Consider the following 16,562-nt stretch of genomic DNA (forward strand, 5'->3'; position numbering starts at 1 on the left):
AGCTAGCGGGATGTCTGAACCGTTTCAACGCAAATGATGTTTCAAAATCGCATCAATCACAGGCGAAAACGCGTTCTGAATCAAGGCATTCCCCGATGCCTTTTTCTTACCTTATCTGCCGCACTCTCTCCTTAAAGCCGCCCGATGCCTTCCTTATTGCCCGATCAGACTGTCTGATCGGCGGCGTATCCATTTCCCGGAATGCCACCACGATAAAACAAAATGGGAAGGACACGAGAGATGCGAAACGTAGCTATTACATTGGCCGTTGCCAGCACACTGGGATTGTCGGCCTGCAGCGGTTTGGGTGACAGGGATCAGAAAATGCTGAGCGGTGCCGCCATTGGTGCCGGTGTTGGTGTTGTGGGCACTGCCGTCACGGGCGGATGTATTTCCTGCGGGGCTGTCATTGGCGGGGTCGTGGGCACCGGTGCCGGTTATATCCTTCATGAGAATGAGGAACGCCGGAAGTGACAGGCTTGAAATGGTCCCGACGCATTATGGCCGCTGCGGTCTCTGTTGGCATCGTCGCACCGGTTGCCATTCCGGCGACGGCCTTTGCCGACCCGCCACCCTGGGCACCGGCGCACGGTCATCGTGCAAAGCATAAGGATAAACACCACCATCACAGGGATTATGACCGCGGATATCGACCCGACATGTTCGTATCAGACGGGAATTTCCTGCGATGCAACCGCGATGTGATTGGCGCATTGATTGGTGGCGGTGCGGGAACGGCAATCGGATCGACAATCGGCAAAGGCAGCGGGCGTGACGTTGCCATGATTGGCGGTGCGATCCTTGGCCTGCTGGGTGGGTACTCTGTCGGGCAAAGCCTGGATCAGGCCGATGTCGCCTGCACGGGATATGCCCTTCAACAAATTCCGGACGGACAGACCGCCCGATGGATCAACCCGGAGTCGCAACGCCAGTTTGATATGACACCAACCCGGACATGGCAAAATACGGCGGGACGTTATTGCCGCGAATATACGGCAACAACTGTCATTGGCGGAAATCAGCAGCAAAGCTATGGCACAGCCTGCATGCAACCGGATGGAAGCTGGCAGATCGTATCCTGATATCGCCTGCCGAAAATACGACCTATACGCGTAGTTGTATATTGAAGGACCCGGAACTTCCGGGTCCTTTCTGCTGTCTGGAACCGCAATTTTGCGGTCGATTATTTATCCAGATCAGTGACTTAATAGGAGTCTAACTATCCATATCGTAATTTGTTTTACGTTAACGTCACTTTGCGTTACAGTGCTGACATAAACAGAAAAACAACATCAGCTTCACAGGGAGGCGTTCGTGGAGGATATCCTCGAATCCGTAAAACAGAAACTTCCGCAATTGCGCGGCCTTAATGCCGTGGTTGCCTTTGATTGCGGCGATGACGGGCATATTGTCATTGATGCGACCGGCCCCGAGCCGGAAATCAGCGATGACGATATGAGTGACGCGGACTGCATCCTGAAAATCAAGAAAGCCAATCTGGAAAAGCTGATTGCCGGCAAACTTGATCCCATGCTCGCCTTTACAATGGGCAAGCTCAAGATCAAGGGCTCTATGGGAGTCGCGGCAAAACTTTCATCCATGCTGGATTGATTTCTATCGTCAGGGGAACAGGGATGCGGCACAGCTTTATCAAAAGCACCGTTCTTTGCACTTTGGCCGCCGGACTGATCGGAAGCCTTGGTGCAACTTCATCGGCGCATGCCGACGAAACACTGAATTATCAGGTCTTGAAGGATGGTGAACCCATCGGCTTTGAAACGGTCGAAATCACCGATACGCCAGATGGTTATACTGCCACCATCACCACGCGTACGGATGTAAAGGTCCTTTTCCTTCAATTCCAGTATGGCCATTCACGCCTTGAAAAATGGCGGAACGATCAGCTTGTGTCCGTTGATACCGACACAAATGATGACGGCACCCCCTATGTCTACAAGGCTGAATATGACGGCGACTGCTATGAAGTCGCTGGCAAGCGGATCGCGAAACGTGATGCCTGCGACGGTGCATGGCCCCTCACGCTTTGGCGCGAGGATATCACTGCGAAAACAAGTCTTTACAGCGTCATCAATGCCGAACCTTACGCTGTGACAACCCGGAAAACCGGGACAGAAACACTTGCCATCAAGAACCGGGAAATACCGGCCACACACTATGCCATGACCGGGGATGTTCAACGCGACCTTTGGTATGGCTCCGACGGCAGGCTTCTGAAAACAAGCTTCAAAAGAAAGGGTTACGACATCGACTTTATCCGGGTCGATGCTAAAGACCTTCAAAAATAAAAGCGGGCGCAAAAAGCGCATTCTTCAAAACCGTTATGATTCAGGGAGATACCCATGACGTCCAAATTCAAGAAAAGCTGCCTGTGGGGGGCAGCTTCCGGAACGGCACTTATCTGCGCACTTGTGGCAAGCGGCAGCGCCCATGCATCAGGCTTTCAGGTCCGTGAGACCAGCGGCACATTACAGGGTTCCAGCTTTGCGGGCATGTCGACGCTCTCAACTGATGCATCAACCATGTTCTACAATCCCGGAACCGTCGGACAATATAAGGAAACGAGCTACAGTGTTGGTGGCTCACTGATCATGCCCGTCGCGAAAGCAAAGAACATTGTGGCCTCTGGCGGAGCTGTAACGAATACTCAAACCTTCAATAACGGCAGCTATAAAGATATGGCACAGGACGCGTTTGTGCCTAACGCCCATGCCGTCTGGAAACTAAATGACCAGTTAAATATGGGTATTTCAATTACATCCCCTTGGGGACTGGTAACTGACTATGAACCTGATTTTGCGGGGCGCTTCTATGGTACAACCTCCAAAATCAAGACCATCAATATCAAGCCTGTTCTTGCCTACAGATTTGATAACGGGTTGTCGGTCGGTGCTGGACCTCAAATTCAGCAGATGGATGCGTCGCTCGCTAGGTCAGTTCCAAACCTTGCTGGTGCTGGCGAAGGAAACAGTGAAGTAAGTGGTGATTCAGTAGACGCTGGTTGGGCCGCAGGCATCAACTGGGAAGTGATTGATGGTACGAAAATCGGTCTTTCCTACAACTCTGAAATCAAGCACGAACTTGACGGTAAAATTGACTTTGATACGGCCGCCAACGCACTTGGTTATACCGACCGGAATGCGACGGCAAAGGTTGCCACGCCAGAATCAATCACCTTTGGCGTCTCCCAGGAACTGAACAGTCAGTGGACCGTTATGGCGGACGCACAGTGGACCAACTGGAACTCCATCGACACGCTCACCTTCAATTATGATGGTGACATCAGCCCGCAAGCCGGAACGCAGAGCTCAACCTCGGACGAATACAAGTGGGGCAGCGCCTGGTTTGCATCACTTGGCGCAAGGTACCAGTATGACGATAACTGGTCCTTTACGGGTGGCGTCGCCTTTGATGAATCGCCAATAAAAACCAAATATCGCAACGTTCGGCTGCCTGACTCCGACCGGTATTGGGTCTCTCTTGGTGCGGCATACAAGGTTGCAGACTGGGCGGCGGTAAGTCTTGGATATACGCATGTTTTCGCAAACTCGGCACGCGTTGACGAGACGGATACCTTCCTTGGCAGCTACGCAGCGGATTACGACGCGCACGTCGACATCATCGCTCTACAGGCGAATTTCAAGTTCTGATCGTTTATACTGTTCGATGCGGGATGGTGGTGGCCATTCCGCGTCGGGCGGTTTTTTTTGCCCGCAAAGTGACGTTAACGTAATGGAGTTAACGCGTATGAACCAAATAAACGTCCAAGACGCGCCTGTCCTGCAAAACGGTGTCGATGTCAGCTCGCCGGTGCGCATGCGCCCGGTTCACGAGATTTTTGATGATGCCGCAAAACGTTTTGCCAAGCGCCCCTGTCTTGATTTTCTTGGTCGTATTTACGACTACGAAGACATTTCCAGACAAATTGATCGCGTCGCCGAAGGCTTTCATCAGTTGGGCGTGCGTAAGGGGGACAAGGTCGGGCTGTGCCTGCCCAACACCCCTTATTACGTGATCTGCTACTATGCCGTGCTGAAATGCGGCGGTGTCGTTGTCAATTTCAACCCGCTTTATGCCAAGCGCGAGATCGCTTACCAGATCGAGGATTCCGGTTGCCGCCTGATGGTAACGCTTAATCTGAAACAGATTTATTCCAAGGTGGCAGATTGCCTGGATGTAACCTGCCTGAAGCGGATCGTCATCTGCGAGATGAGCGATATCCTGCCCCCGGTCAAAAGCGTCCTTTTCAGCCTGTTCAAGCGCAGCGAACTTGCCGAAATCCCCAAAGATCTGCGTCATATCCCTTTCTCCCGGCTGATCGACTGCAAACCCATAAATTTCGTCGCAGACGTAACAAACGACGATTTGGCCGTGCTGCAATATACCGGTGGCACCACCGGTCGCCCGAAAGGCGCGATGCTGACGCATGGCAATCTCAGCGCCAATGTCGATCAATTGACCCGCTGGATGCCCGATGCAAATCCGGGGCACGAAGTTACGCTTTGCGTTCTGCCGTTTTTCCACGTCTTTGCCATGACGGTGGCGCTTAACACGTCGATCAATCTCGGGGCGGAACTTGTCCTGCAGCCGCGCTTCGAACTTTATGCCCTGCTTAAGGCACTGGATAAAAAAAACGTCACGATCTTCCCGGGCGTGCCCACGATCTATACCGCGATCAACAACTCGCCCGAGACATTGAAGCATGACCTGTCAACGATTCGATGCTGCATTTCCGGCGGCGCGCCCCTGCCGGTCGAAGTCAAACACCGGTTCGAGGAAATTACGGGCGCAAAAGTGGTCGAGGGATACGGCCTGACAGAGGCAAGCCCCGTCTGCACATGCAATCCGGTAAAAGGTGTCAACAAGGAAGGATCAATCGGTATCCCGATGCCCGGTACCGAAATCCAGATTAGGTCGCTTGACCGACCGGATCAGATCATGCCGACCGGCGAGAAAGGCGAGGTTTGCGTCCGCGGCCCGCAGGTAATGCCCGGCTACTGGCAGAACGATGCCGCAACCAAAGAAACCTTTGTCGATGGCTGGCTGAAAACCGGCGATGTCGGTTATGCCGATGAGGACGGATATATCTTTCTGGTTGATCGGCTTAAAGACGTCATCCTGTGCAGCGGTTATAATGTCTATCCGCGCGCCATCGAGGAAGCGCTTTATCTGCACGAACAGATCGCCGAAGTCACCGTGATCGGCGTGCCCGATCAATATCGCGGTCAGGCACCAAAGGCCTTTGTCCGGCTGAAAGACGACGCCGCAGGCGTGACCGCAGAAGATCTTCGAACCTTCCTTGACGACAAGATTTCAAGAATCGAAATGCCACGCGAAATCGAAATACGCGAAGAACTTCCCAAGACCATGGTCGGCAAATTGTCGAAGAAGGAACTGGTCGAGGAAGAACGCCTGAAACGCGAGGGAAAAGCACAATAATTCAATACGTTAACGTCATGTCACACATAACGGAAAAAATCCAAGTGACGTTAACGTAAACTAATTGACGTAAAGATAAAAATATATACCATAAGGGCGATCAAATGACGAAAATTGACGACCGGTTTTATACCGTTCCCGAACTGGCTGAAAATCTGGGGGTCACACCACGTACCATCCGGTTTTACGAACAAAAGGGTCTCGTAGCACCACAGCGTGCTGGAACTACCCGGATTTATACCCGTCAGGACAGGGCAAGAATGCTGATCATCCTGCGGGGCAAGAGGCTGGGTTTCACGCTGAAAGAGATTGCAGATTATCTGGATCTTTATGGCGCAGACCCCACCCAGGCAGAGCAGATCAAGATGCTGCTGACCCGGGTTCGGGATCGAATAGAAGCCCTGGAGGATCAACGCCAGGCACTGGACGTCACGTTGGACGAATTGCGCGAAATCGAACAACAATCGATTGATGCGCTGAAAGAAAAAGGACTCGATCCGGTATCGTAACAATTGCTTTCCGGAATCGCTGACAGCTCAGGAAGGAATACTTCGCCATGACCAATGCCGTTATTGCCGGATATGTCCGGTCGCCTTTCACCCCGGCACGCAAAGGTGCCCTTGCCAAGGTCCGTCCTGACGATCTTGCGGCACAGGTTGTCAAAGGTCTGGTGGATAAAACCGGGATCGATCCCAACACGATAGAGGATCTGGTTCTGGGTTGCGCCTTCCCCGAAGGCGAACAGGGGCTTAACGTCGCCCGACTGGTGACTTTCCTTGCCGGTCTGCCGCGTTCGGTCGGCGGTGTTACGGTCAACCGTTTCTGCGGATCATCCATGCAGTCGATCCATCAGGCCGCTGGTGCCATCGCGATTGGTGCCGGTGATGCCTTCATCTGTGCCGGTATCGAAAGCATGTCGCGCGTGCCGATGATGGGCTTCAACCCGATGCCAAACCCGGCCCTGTATAAGGAAATGCCCGAGGCATATATGGGCATGGGCGACACCGCAGAAAACGTCGCAGCCAAATACAATCTTTCGCGTGCCGAACAGGAAGCCTTTGCCGTAGAAAGCCACAAAAAGGCCGCCGCAGCACAGGCCGCAGGAAAATTTGTCGATGAAATCATCCCGATTGAGGGCCCGGACGGCACAATCGCCGAAGATGGCTGCATTCGCGGCGACACCACAGCCGAAGGTCTGGCCGATCTGAAACCGGCTTTCAAGGCAGATGGCGTTGTCACCGCCGGAACATCCTCGCCACTGACCGATGGCGCATCTGCCGTTCTGGTCTGCTCCGAAGAATATGCCAAGAAACACGGCCTGACCCCGCTGGCACGGATCAAATCCGTCGCGGTTGATGGCTGCCTGCCGGAAATCATGGGGATCGGCCCGGTTGGTGCCTCGAAAAAGGCGCTGGCACGTGCTGGTATCACGGCTTCCGACCTTAATGTCGTTGAACTGAACGAAGCATTCTCGTCGCAGGCAATCGCCAGCATTTCCGACCTTGGTCTGGATATCAAAACCGTCAATATCGACGGTGGTGCGCTGGCCATCGGGCATCCGCTGGGCGCAACGGGGGCGCGTATCGTTGGTAAAGCCGCCGCCCTTCTGAAACGTGAAGGCGGCAAATACGCACTTGCCTCGCAATGTATTGGCGGGGGTCAGGGGATCGCGACCATTCTGGAGGCGATGTAATGACCAACATCAAACAGGTCGCCGTTATCGGCGCCGGTGTTATGGGGGCCGGGATTGCCGCCCATATCGCCAATTCGGGCACGCCCGTTCTGTTGCTTGATATCGTTCCCGAAGGATCAAAAAACCGCAACGCGGTTGCCGAAGGTGCGGTTGCCAAGATGCTGAAAACCGATCCGGCCCCGTTCATGTCCAAACGCGTGGCAAAGCTGATCACGTGCGGCAATATCGAGGACGACCTTGATAAGCTGGCAAAATGCGACTGGATCGTCGAGGCCGTCATCGAACGCCTTGATATCAAGCAGGATCTGTATCGCAAAATTGACGCCGTTCGCGCCAAGGGATCGGTTGTCTCGTCAAACACCTCGACCATTCCGCTTGCCACACTGATCGATGGCATGGGCGACGGGTTTGCGCAGGACTTCATCATCACGCATTTCTTCAACCCGCCGCGCTATATGCGTCTGCTGGAACTGGTCGGATCAGAGGTCACCCGAAGCGGCGTCATCGATATGGTCGCGGAATTTGCCGATCACAAACTGGGCAAGACCTGTGTCATCTGCCATGACAAGCCGGGCTTTATAGCCAACCGCCTTGGTGTCTACTGGATTCAGGCCGCCATGGTCGAAGCGATGGATCGGGGATTGACTGTCGAAGAAGCCGACAGCGTCATTGGTCGCCCGTTCGGCATTCCCAAAACCGGTGTCTTTGGTCTGATGGATCTGGTGGGCCTGGATCTGATGCCCCATGTGCAATCAAGCATGGCAGGTGCCCTTGATAAATCCGATCCGTTCCACGCCATTTACCGCGAAAGCGATCTGGTCGGAAAACTGATCGCCGATGGCTATACCGGTCGCAAGGGCAAGGGCGGTTTTTACCGTCTGAACCGCGAAGGTGGCGAAAAGGTCAAGGAATCCGTCAATCTTCAGACCGGCAAATTCGCCAAGTCGGAAAAAGCCCGCCTTGAAAGCGTTCGTTCTGCCGGCAAAGACCCGCGCAAAATGATGGAAGCAAAGGACAAGGGGGGCCTTTATGGCCGTGCCGTGATGGCCAAAACCCTTGCCTATGCCGCCTTCATCGCCGAAGAAGCCGCCAATTCGATTGTCGATGTCGATGACGCGATGAAACTTGGCTATGCGTGGAAAACCGGCCCGTTCGAACTGATGGATGCCATCGGGGTCGATACCCTGATTGCCATGCTTGAAGCGGACGGTATCGAAGTCCCCGCATTACTCAAAAAGGCCGCCGGGAAATCGTTTTACAAGGTCGAAGACGGCACGCTGTTCTTCCTTGGTTTTGATGGCACATACGCCAAAGTCACGCGCCCGGACGGTGTTCTTCTGCTCGAAGACATCAAACGCAAATCTGAACCGGTCGTCGGCAACCGCGCCGCATCGCTTTGGGATATCGGTGACGGCGTCGCCTGCCTTGAATTCCATACCAAAATGAATGCGCTTGATGCTGACGTTCTTGGCATGGTCAAGACATCCATCCGGACTGTCAAAAAGCAGTTCAAGGCAATGGTGATCTATAACGAAGGCAGCAATTTCTCCGCCGGGGCGAACCTTGGTCTGGCGCTGTTTGCCGCCAATATCGCCGCGTGGCCGGAAATCGAAAACCTCGTTGAAACCGGACAGGAAACCTACAAGGCCCTGAAATATTCGCCCTTCCCGGTTGTCGGCGCACCAAGTGGCATGGCACTGGGCGGGGGCTGCGAGGTCCTTCTGCATTGTGATGCCGTGCAGGCCCACGGGGAAACCTATATCGGTCTGGTCGAACCCGGTGTTGGTCTGATCCCGGCCTGGGGCGGGTGCAAGGAAATGATCCGTCGCTGGTCGGAAAATCCGAAATTCCCCAAGGGACCGATGGCCCCAAGTGCCAAGGCGTTTGAAATCATCTCGGTGGCAACCGTTGCCAAATCGGCGATGGAAGCCAAGGAAAACCTGTTCTTCCGCGAGGGTGACGGCATCACCATGAACCGCAATCGCCTACTGGCCGATGCCAAGGCGCGTGCGCTTTCAATGGTCGAAGGTTACGAAGCCCCCGAAGAATTCACCTATCGCCTGCCCGGCGAAAGTGCGCGGGTTGCCTTCGAGATGGCGGTTGATGGTTTCTATCGTCTGGGCAAGGCCACCGATTACGACCGTGTCGTCGCAGGTGAACTTGCCAAAGTTCTCGCCGGTGGTGACACCGACATCACCGAAGAACTTTCCGAAGATGACATTCTGGAACTGGAGCGCGAAGGCTTCATGCGTCTGGTCCGCAACGAAGGCACCATGGCCCGGGTCGAACATATGCTTCTGACCGGCAAGCCGTTGCGAAACTAGGACGAGGAGGACAGAAAAATGGCCCAATATAAAGCACCGCTGCGCGACATGCGCTTCGTCCTGACCGAACTGTTTGACTATAACGACATCAACCAGATGCCCGGATGCGAGGATTTCACCCCGGACGTCGTCGATGCCGTTCTCGAAGAAGCCGCCAAGGTCTGCGAAGAACTCCTGTTCCCGATCAACCGCACAGGTGACGAGGAAGGCTGTCATTGGGATGATGGTGTTGTCACCACGCCCAAGGGCTTCAGGGAAGCCTATCAGACCTTTGCCGAAGGCGGATGGACGGGCATTGCCTGCGATCCCGTCTATGGCGGTCAGGGTGCGCCGAAAACGATCAATGCCCTGGTCGAAGAAATGATCTGTTCGACCAACCTGTCATTCGGGATGTATCCGGGTCTGTCTTTTGGTGCTTACGCCGCCCTTCACAGCCACGCCTCGGACGAACTGAAGGATAAGTATCTTCCGAAAATGGTCGAAGGCACGTGGGCTGGCACCATGTGCCTGACCGAACCGCATTGCGGTACCGATCTTGGCATCATCAAGACCAAGGCTGAACCACGTGAAGACGGATCCTATGCCATTTCCGGCACCAAGATATTCATTTCCGCCGGGGAACATGACCTGACGGAAAACATCATCCATCTGGTTCTGGCCAAACTGCCCGATGCACCCAAGGGGACCAAGGGTATTTCCCTGTTCCTTGTGCCGAAATTCATGGTTGGCGACGACGGGTCGCTTGGCGATCGCAATGCGGTCAAATGCGGGTCGATCGAACACAAGATGGGCATCAAGGCATCCGCCACCTGTGTCATGAACTTTGATGGCGCAATCGGCTATCTGGTCGGTGAACCGCACCAAGGCATGCCCGCCATGTTCACCATGATGAACCAGGAACGGCTTTCGGTCGGTATTCAGGGTCTTGGCCTTGGCGAAGCCGCCTATCAGGGGGCGGCTGCCTATGCCCGTGACCGCCTGCAAGGAAGGGCATTGACCGGTCCCAAAAGCCCCGAAAAACCCGCCGATTCCCTGCTGGTGCATCCCGATGTACGCCGGATGCTGCTGACCGCACGCGCAACCAACGAAGGCTGCCGGGCGATGGGGATTTGGGTTGCGCGCGCGCTTGATACCGCCAAACACCACGCCGATCCGGTCAAACGCGAAGAAGCCGACGAATTCGTGCAACTGATGACCCCAATCGTCAAGGCCCTGTTCACCGACTGGGGCTTTGATAACGCCAATCTTGGCGTGCAGGTCTTTGGCGGCCACGGTTACATCCGTGAATGGGGGATGGAACAATATGTTCGTGATGCCCGCATCGCCCAGATTTACGAGGGCACCAACGGCATTCAGGCCCTTGATCTTGTCGGGCGTAAAATGCCGGCAAAGGCTGGTCGTTACCTTCGGCGTTTCTTCCACCCGGTACAGGAATATATCGAAGCCAACGTATCGAAGGACGGGCTTGGCGATTTCATCCAGCCACTGGCAAAGGCCTTCATGCGGTTGCAGCAGGCCACCGGTGAACTGGCCCAACGCGGCATGAAAAACCCCAACGAAGCCGGGGCCGCCGCCACCGAATTCCTGCGCCTGTTTGGGCTGGTCGCGGTTGGCTATATGTGGGCCCGCATGGCCGAAGTCGCCCTTACGAAACAGGACGACGACCCGGACGGTTTCTACAAGGCGAAACTGATCACCGCCAAATTCTATATGGAACGCATCCTGCCGCAGTCCGGCGCACTGTTCAGCGCGATCATGGCGGGGTCTGGCACCATGATGGAACTGGACGAGGATCTGTTCTGATCATGCAAACGGGCCGCATCCCTCAACCGGCAATCATTGGCGCAAGGAGCCTGTCGTGAATCTGATTTTCCGACTGATCCGTGTGCTGGTCTTGTCCTGGTTGCGGCCCGGTCTGCATCCGCTTGATCCGTCTGTCTTGTCATTCCGTGCCTGGCCATTGGATCTGGACATCAATGTCCATATGACCAATTCGCGCTACTTCGCCCTGATGGATCTCGGACGCACGGAACTGATCCTGCGTAACGGCATTGCCAGACAGATGTTCAAACGCAAATGGCAGCCCGTCGTGTCCGGGTCCACCATGCGGTTCAAGCGCGCGATCAAACCGTTTCAGCGCTTCAAACTCGAAACCCAGGCGCTTTATTGGGACGACAAGGGTTTCTATCTGGAACAACGTTTTATCGCGGAAAACAAGACACTGGCACTTGGCATCGTAAAGGCCGTGTTTGTCGGCCCCGATGGCATCGTCCCGCCCGAACAGATTTGCCGTCTGGTGGGTGCGGACGAAACATCACCGGTCATGCCCGACTGGCTTTCGGGCTGGCCGGACATGGAAACCGCCATCGAAGCACGGCTTGCCGCCTGACAAGAATAACCGGGCACAAACCCGCGGGAGGAATTCTTATGACTTCAAATGATGCCGTCTTGCTTTCGATCACCGATCAGATCGCAACGATCACCCTGAACCGGCCCGACCGGATGAATGCGCTTGATCAGTCCATGATCGAAGGGCTTGGCACCGCGCTTGACCGGATCGAGGCCGACATTGCCCATATCGGTGCAATCATTATCGAGGGATCAGGCGGCACTTTCATGGCCGGTGGCGATGTGAAGTTCTTTTATGAGTTATCAAAAAACCCGGCCGAAGAATCCCGCCCCCAGATCGAAACCATGATCAACCGCGTGCATGACATCATCACCCGCCTCACCGCCCTGCCCCGCCCGGTTATTGCAAAGCTTGACGGCGCGGTTGCCGGATTTGGCATCAGCCTGATGAATGCCTGCGATCTTGCGGTTGCCGCCGAGGAAACCGTTTTCACGCTGGCCTATATCCATATCGGTACGTCGCCGGATGGCGGATCAACCCATTCGCTGCCCCGCCTTGTCGGCATGAAGAAAGCCAAGGAAATCGCCTTTCTGGGTGACCGGTTCACCGCGACCGACGCCCATGAATGCGGCCTGGTCAACAAGGTCGTCCCCGCCGATCAACTGGCATCGGCCACGGCAAAATATGCCGCCCGCCTTGCCGCCGGTCCACGCGACGCCCTTGCCCGCACCAAGGCGTTGCTCAACACCGCGCCCGAAAACGATCTGGCAAAACAATTGGCCCTCGAAGCCACCGCCTTCGCCGATTGCGCCGGAAGCCACGACTTCCGCGAAGGTGTCAGCGCCTTTGTCGAAAAACGCAGCCCGCAATTTGGCAAATCATAAGAAAATTCAGGGAAGAAAATCATGGCAAGTTTAGCAGGCAAAACACTGTTCATTACCGGCGCATCACGCGGCATCGGCAAGGCAATCGCGCTGCGTGCGGCACGCGATGGGGCAAATGTCGCGATCATCGCCAAAACCGATGAACCCCATCCCAAACTGCCCGGCACCATTCATACTGCCGCCGCCGAGATCGAGGAAGCCGGTGGTAAGGCGCTTGCCCTTAAAACCGACATTCGCGAAGAAGACCAGATCGCCGATGCCGTCGCCAGAACCGTTGAAACTTTTGGCGGGATCGACATCCTGATCAACAATGCCAGCGCGATCAATCTGACCCCGACCCTGCAAACGCCGATGAAGCGGTTTGACCTGATGTATCAGGTCAACACACGGGCCAGTTTCGCCTGTGCGCAGGCCTGCCTGCCGCACCTGATGAAATCGGACAACCCGCATATCCTGACCATGTCGCCACCGCCCAACCTGTCGGCACAATGGTTTGCCAATCACACCGCCTATACGATTTCGAAATACGGTATGAGCCTCGTGACGCTGGGTCTTGCTGCGGAATTCGAAGACGAAGGTGTTGCTGTCAACTCGCTTTGGCCCGTCACCGTGATCGAAACCGCCGCCCTTAACATGATCCCCGGCCTTGAACAGGGTCGCGCGCGTAGCCCCGAAATCCTTGCCGATGCCGCGCACGCCATCCTGACATCGCCTGCACGCGACGTTACGGGGGGATTCTTCACCGATGAAAGCGTGCTCGAAGCCATCGGGATCACGGATTTCGAACCCTACAACCTGACACCGGGCAAGGCCCCCTATCCGGACTTCTTCCTTGAACTGGACCGGAACGGCAAAAACGATCCGGCCGTCGCCCGGCTTCTCGAAAAACTGTCCGCCGCGCGCAAAGCGGCCTGAACCTTTTTTCGTCGGCGTTGGGGAGTGTGTGCCCTGACGTCATCGGGATCTGATTTCAATCGGGATCAGGTCCCACTCGCCCGCTGAACTCGACCCGCCCTTTTGGGCGGGTTCTTTTTTGCATGCCCCAAAACCAACAAAGCACCGCCTTTATGGCAGTGCTTTGTTGGGAATGCGCAAATGACGTTGAGGGTAAAACAAGTCAGCGCAAATCTTTAAATTCTTAGGACGCGGCGCGACGATCCAGCGACTGGCGCGGCATCACACAGCTTTTCACCGCCGGGGTCGGGCACATCATCTGTACCGACAGGGCAAGGGCCAGGTCATTGTTGCTGTGTTCACGATCCAGGAAACGCTCGGACCAAGCCTTGTCGCAGTTTGCCGACAGGAATGCACAACGCATCATGGCAAAGCCCGAAGAACCAAAACAGTTGTTCTGGCCGCTCAGATCGGCAAACCAGCTTGCAATGGCATCATGGGCCGCCTGATCAAGGATGTCCTGCATGCTTTCTTTTTCGGTTGTCGCAACGGTGTCCTGCTGCAAGGCGGTACGCAATTCGTTCACCAGACGCTGATGGGCCTGCGGATTATCAACACTGAACGAACGCAACCACGCACGCGCGGTCTCGTCAATCAGGCGAGTCACAGCAGCAGATTCAAAAGCAGCGTAGGAAAAGCCTTTTGATGCGATGGTCAGATCAGTCATGTTTGCGGCCCCTTCGGGCTAAATGGCGACAATCGGTGATTAACTCTTTGGTAAGGATTATGATCACCTAAAAACCGCGGCATATTTTGATTAAATCAGGGCGTTTTTGTGGCGCGACCTATGCAAGAAAATCAATGCACTATGACGAATTAGCGGGCATTTTTGCGTTTTCGTCCTTTTTGCCAGCCATAATTTGATCAAGAGGCTTGACCGGCCACGATAGAATCTTGAGTTTCTCGTCTTTTGTCAGGCTTTCGACGCCCAACCGGGACAGCTTTTCATAGATGATGCCGATCTCGATCTGGGTACGACGATCAGGTTTACGCGCGGGCAAAAGTGCCGAATGCAATGCGTTGGCAAACGGGTCCTCGATCAGGCGCAGCAACCCGTCTTTGACATCCTCATCGGGCGCTTCCGCTGTCAGGCGCGCCAATGTCGCAAGCTCTTCGGGGGATTCGGTTTCTTCGGGTGTCACAAAAAGCTTCATCCGGCGCGCCGCACGCCCGATGGCAAGGCTACTTGACCAATGCGTCAGCCACGGTGCCAGAACAAGCCCCGCCAGAATCGGCGACAGCCACCAGAAGAAGGCCGTATCCACAAACAGCGCCACCGCCCCCCAGATAAGGCCGATCACGATGATCGTCCGATGGGTTTTCAATGCCGCCTTAAACGGCACCCCCGTATCGTCACGTTCCTGTGCATCCCAACCCACCTGATTGCCGGTCAGAACCGAAAACACGAACTGCGCATGCAACATCATCATGATCGGTGCCTGCAAGGCGGAATACAGCGTTTCAAGAACACCACTCGCCAGCACCATGACCCCACCGTATTTCTTGCGATCACGGCCGAAACAAACCATCAGGATCGAGATGATTTTGGGCACCACCAGCATGCCGATGGTAAAGACCAGCAGCACCAGCATCTCGAACGACCGGTCAACCGGCCATTGCGGGAACATCGTGAACTGGCTGGGAAAGAAGCTATAGGTCAGTTGGGTGTTTTGCAGCGTCGCAATCGTCGAAGACAGCAACAGCAGAAGCCACAGCGGCGATGAGCCAAAGCTCATGACCCCCATAAAGAAATGAAGACGGCTAAGCGGCCTGAATCCCGGCGCAAACAGAAGCCGCGCATGCTGCATATTGCCCTGGCACCAGCGGCGATCACGGATTGCATAATCAATCAGGTTCGGCGGCAATTCTTCCCAGCTACCTTCAAGCTGCGGGATCAGCCAGCAACGCCAGCCCGCCTTGCGCATAAAGGCGGCCTCGACAAAATCGTGGCTCAGGATATGCCCGCCCATCGGCGGCTTGCCCGACAATACAGGCAACCCGCAGCAATCAATGAACGCCTGCACGCGAATGATCGCGTTATGGCCCCAATAGTTCGAACTACCCATGCACCAGAATGACAAACCCGCCGACATGGTCGGACCATGCACACGCGAAATGAACTGAAGGATACGGGCAAACAGGGTCTGGCGGCCGGTCGGCTGCGGCGGACTCTGGATGATCCCGGCATCGGGATTGTTTTCCATTAGATAGGCCATATTCACCATGGCCTCGCCCGACATCACACTATCGGCATCAAAAACGATCATGTGATCGTAATGCGTCGCATAGGTCTCGCAGAATTCCTTAAGGTTCCCCGATTTGCGTTCGGTATTTTCAGCCCGACGGCGGAAAAAGATCTTGCCGCGCGCTTTCAGATCGGCGCAGGCCTTGGCCCATGCGACTTCCTCGGCGATCCAGATATCCGGGTCACGGGTATCGGACAGAACAAAGAAATCAAACGCATCGATTTCACCCGTCGCGACAAGGCTTTCATAACTCGCACGCAGTCCGGCAAAAACACGGTCCGGGTCTTCGTTATAAACCGGGATCACCACCACATTCCTGGATCTGAGCGACCCTTTGCGCGCAATCGGCTTCAACCGTTTCAGCGTAATCGCATCCAGCCCGAACCCACGCAGGAATATCCCGACAATCCCAGTAAAGAAGGATACTGAAATCCAGGCAAAGTTGATCGTAAAGAACGCAATAACCACCATTTCCATGACGGTCAGCTGGTCGGCCCCCAATACATCGGCCATCAGCCACGCGGCATAGGCGGTCGCAAAAATCGACGCGCCAAACAGGAAAATGCGCCGTGATCCAACACCCGGCCCACGCAGTTTGACTGTCGGGTCAAGGTCATCCTCGTTGACACCATGATTGGCTGCGCTATCAGGCAT

At 55.2% G+C, this 16,562-nt stretch carries 15 protein-coding genes; 13 read left to right on the top strand and 2 right to left on the bottom strand.

Features of this window, described 5'->3' with window-relative positions; all coding sequences use genetic code 11:
- Positions 1 to 240 precede the first annotated feature (240 nt).
- The 13 genes from ABIE64_RS05855 (at position 241) to ABIE64_RS05915 (ending at position 13,623) form a co-directional block, all read left to right on the top strand.
- Positions 241 to 474 carry a YMGG-like glycine zipper-containing protein gene (locus ABIE64_RS05855; protein WP_037988326.1) on the top strand — a complete coding sequence of 78 codons (234 nt, stop codon included), beginning with the start codon at positions 241 to 243 and terminating at the stop codon, positions 472 to 474.
- Positions 471 to 1,082 carry an RT0821/Lpp0805 family surface protein gene (locus tag ABIE64_RS05860; protein ID WP_114094698.1) on the top strand — a complete coding sequence of 204 codons (612 nt, stop codon included), beginning with the start codon at positions 471 to 473 and terminating at the stop codon, positions 1,080 to 1,082. The genes ABIE64_RS05855 and ABIE64_RS05860 overlap by 4 nt, the downstream gene beginning before the upstream one ends.
- A gap of 232 nt (positions 1,083 to 1,314) precedes the next feature.
- Entirely contained in the window at positions 1,315 to 1,611 is a 297-nt protein-coding gene (locus tag ABIE64_RS05865) for an SCP2 sterol-binding domain-containing protein (protein ID WP_354376876.1), read from the top strand.
- 23 nt (positions 1,612 to 1,634) lie between these two features.
- Positions 1,635 to 2,306, top strand: a complete 672-nt coding sequence (locus tag ABIE64_RS05870) for a DUF6134 family protein (protein ID WP_341365118.1) — start codon at positions 1,635 to 1,637, stop codon at positions 2,304 to 2,306.
- 54 nt (positions 2,307 to 2,360) lie between these two features.
- A complete protein-coding gene (locus tag ABIE64_RS05875) occupies positions 2,361 to 3,668 on the top strand; it encodes an OmpP1/FadL family transporter (RefSeq protein ID WP_354376877.1) in 1,308 nt (435 codons plus the stop codon).
- 97 nt (positions 3,669 to 3,765) lie between these two features.
- Positions 3,766 to 5,457 (top strand): long-chain-fatty-acid--CoA ligase, encoded by a 1,692-nt coding sequence (locus ABIE64_RS05880; protein WP_354376878.1) that lies wholly within the window; start codon positions 3,766 to 3,768, stop codon positions 5,455 to 5,457.
- A gap of 104 nt (positions 5,458 to 5,561) precedes the next feature.
- Positions 5,562 to 5,966: a MerR family transcriptional regulator gene (locus ABIE64_RS05885; protein WP_037988319.1), complete on the top strand. Its 405-nt coding sequence runs from the start codon at positions 5,562 to 5,564 to the stop codon at positions 5,964 to 5,966.
- Positions 5,967 to 6,013: 47 nt separating this feature from the next.
- Positions 6,014 to 7,150, top strand: coding sequence for a thiolase family protein (locus tag ABIE64_RS05890; RefSeq protein WP_007088656.1), 1,137 nt, complete (start codon positions 6,014 to 6,016; stop codon positions 7,148 to 7,150).
- Positions 7,150 to 9,474 carry a 3-hydroxyacyl-CoA dehydrogenase/enoyl-CoA hydratase family protein gene (locus tag ABIE64_RS05895; protein ID WP_354376879.1) on the top strand — a complete coding sequence of 775 codons (2,325 nt, stop codon included), beginning with the start codon at positions 7,150 to 7,152 and terminating at the stop codon, positions 9,472 to 9,474. The genes ABIE64_RS05890 and ABIE64_RS05895 overlap by 1 nt, the downstream gene beginning before the upstream one ends.
- 18 nt (positions 9,475 to 9,492) lie before the next feature.
- Positions 9,493 to 11,277, top strand: coding sequence for an acyl-CoA dehydrogenase C-terminal domain-containing protein (locus ABIE64_RS05900; RefSeq protein WP_354376880.1), 1,785 nt, complete (start codon positions 9,493 to 9,495; stop codon positions 11,275 to 11,277).
- Positions 11,278 to 11,332: 55 nt separating this feature from the next.
- Positions 11,333 to 11,863 (top strand): thioesterase family protein, encoded by a 531-nt coding sequence (locus ABIE64_RS05905; protein ID WP_354376881.1) that lies wholly within the window; start codon positions 11,333 to 11,335, stop codon positions 11,861 to 11,863.
- Positions 11,864 to 11,901: 38 nt separating this feature from the next.
- On the top strand, positions 11,902 to 12,708 hold the full coding sequence (locus ABIE64_RS05910; protein WP_354376882.1) for an enoyl-CoA hydratase/isomerase family protein: 807 nt from the start codon (positions 11,902 to 11,904) through the stop codon (positions 12,706 to 12,708).
- A 21-nt stretch (positions 12,709 to 12,729) separates the two neighbouring features.
- The gene (locus ABIE64_RS05915; RefSeq protein ID WP_354376883.1) at positions 12,730 to 13,623 is read left to right on the top strand and encodes an SDR family oxidoreductase; all 894 of its coding nucleotides are present in this window, start codon (positions 12,730 to 12,732) and stop codon (positions 13,621 to 13,623) included.
- Positions 13,624 to 13,846: 223 nt separating this feature from the next.
- On the opposite strand, the gene ABIE64_RS05920 is transcribed toward ABIE64_RS05915, so the two are convergent.
- Together ABIE64_RS05920 and mdoH are read right to left on the bottom strand one after the other, a co-directional pair.
- Complete coding sequence (locus ABIE64_RS05920; RefSeq protein WP_063092415.1) at positions 13,847 to 14,329, bottom strand: hypothetical protein; 483 nt, start codon at positions 14,327 to 14,329, stop codon at positions 13,847 to 13,849.
- Positions 14,330 to 14,468: 139 nt separating this feature from the next.
- Positions 14,469 to 16,562, bottom strand: coding sequence for a glucans biosynthesis glucosyltransferase MdoH (mdoH, locus tag ABIE64_RS05925; protein ID WP_258548465.1), 2,094 nt, complete (start codon positions 16,560 to 16,562; stop codon positions 14,469 to 14,471).

The sequence above is a fragment of the Thalassospira sp. MBR-102 genome, from assembly GCF_040549275.1.
Lineage (GTDB): Bacteria > Pseudomonadota > Alphaproteobacteria > Rhodospirillales > Thalassospiraceae > Thalassospira > Thalassospira xiamenensis.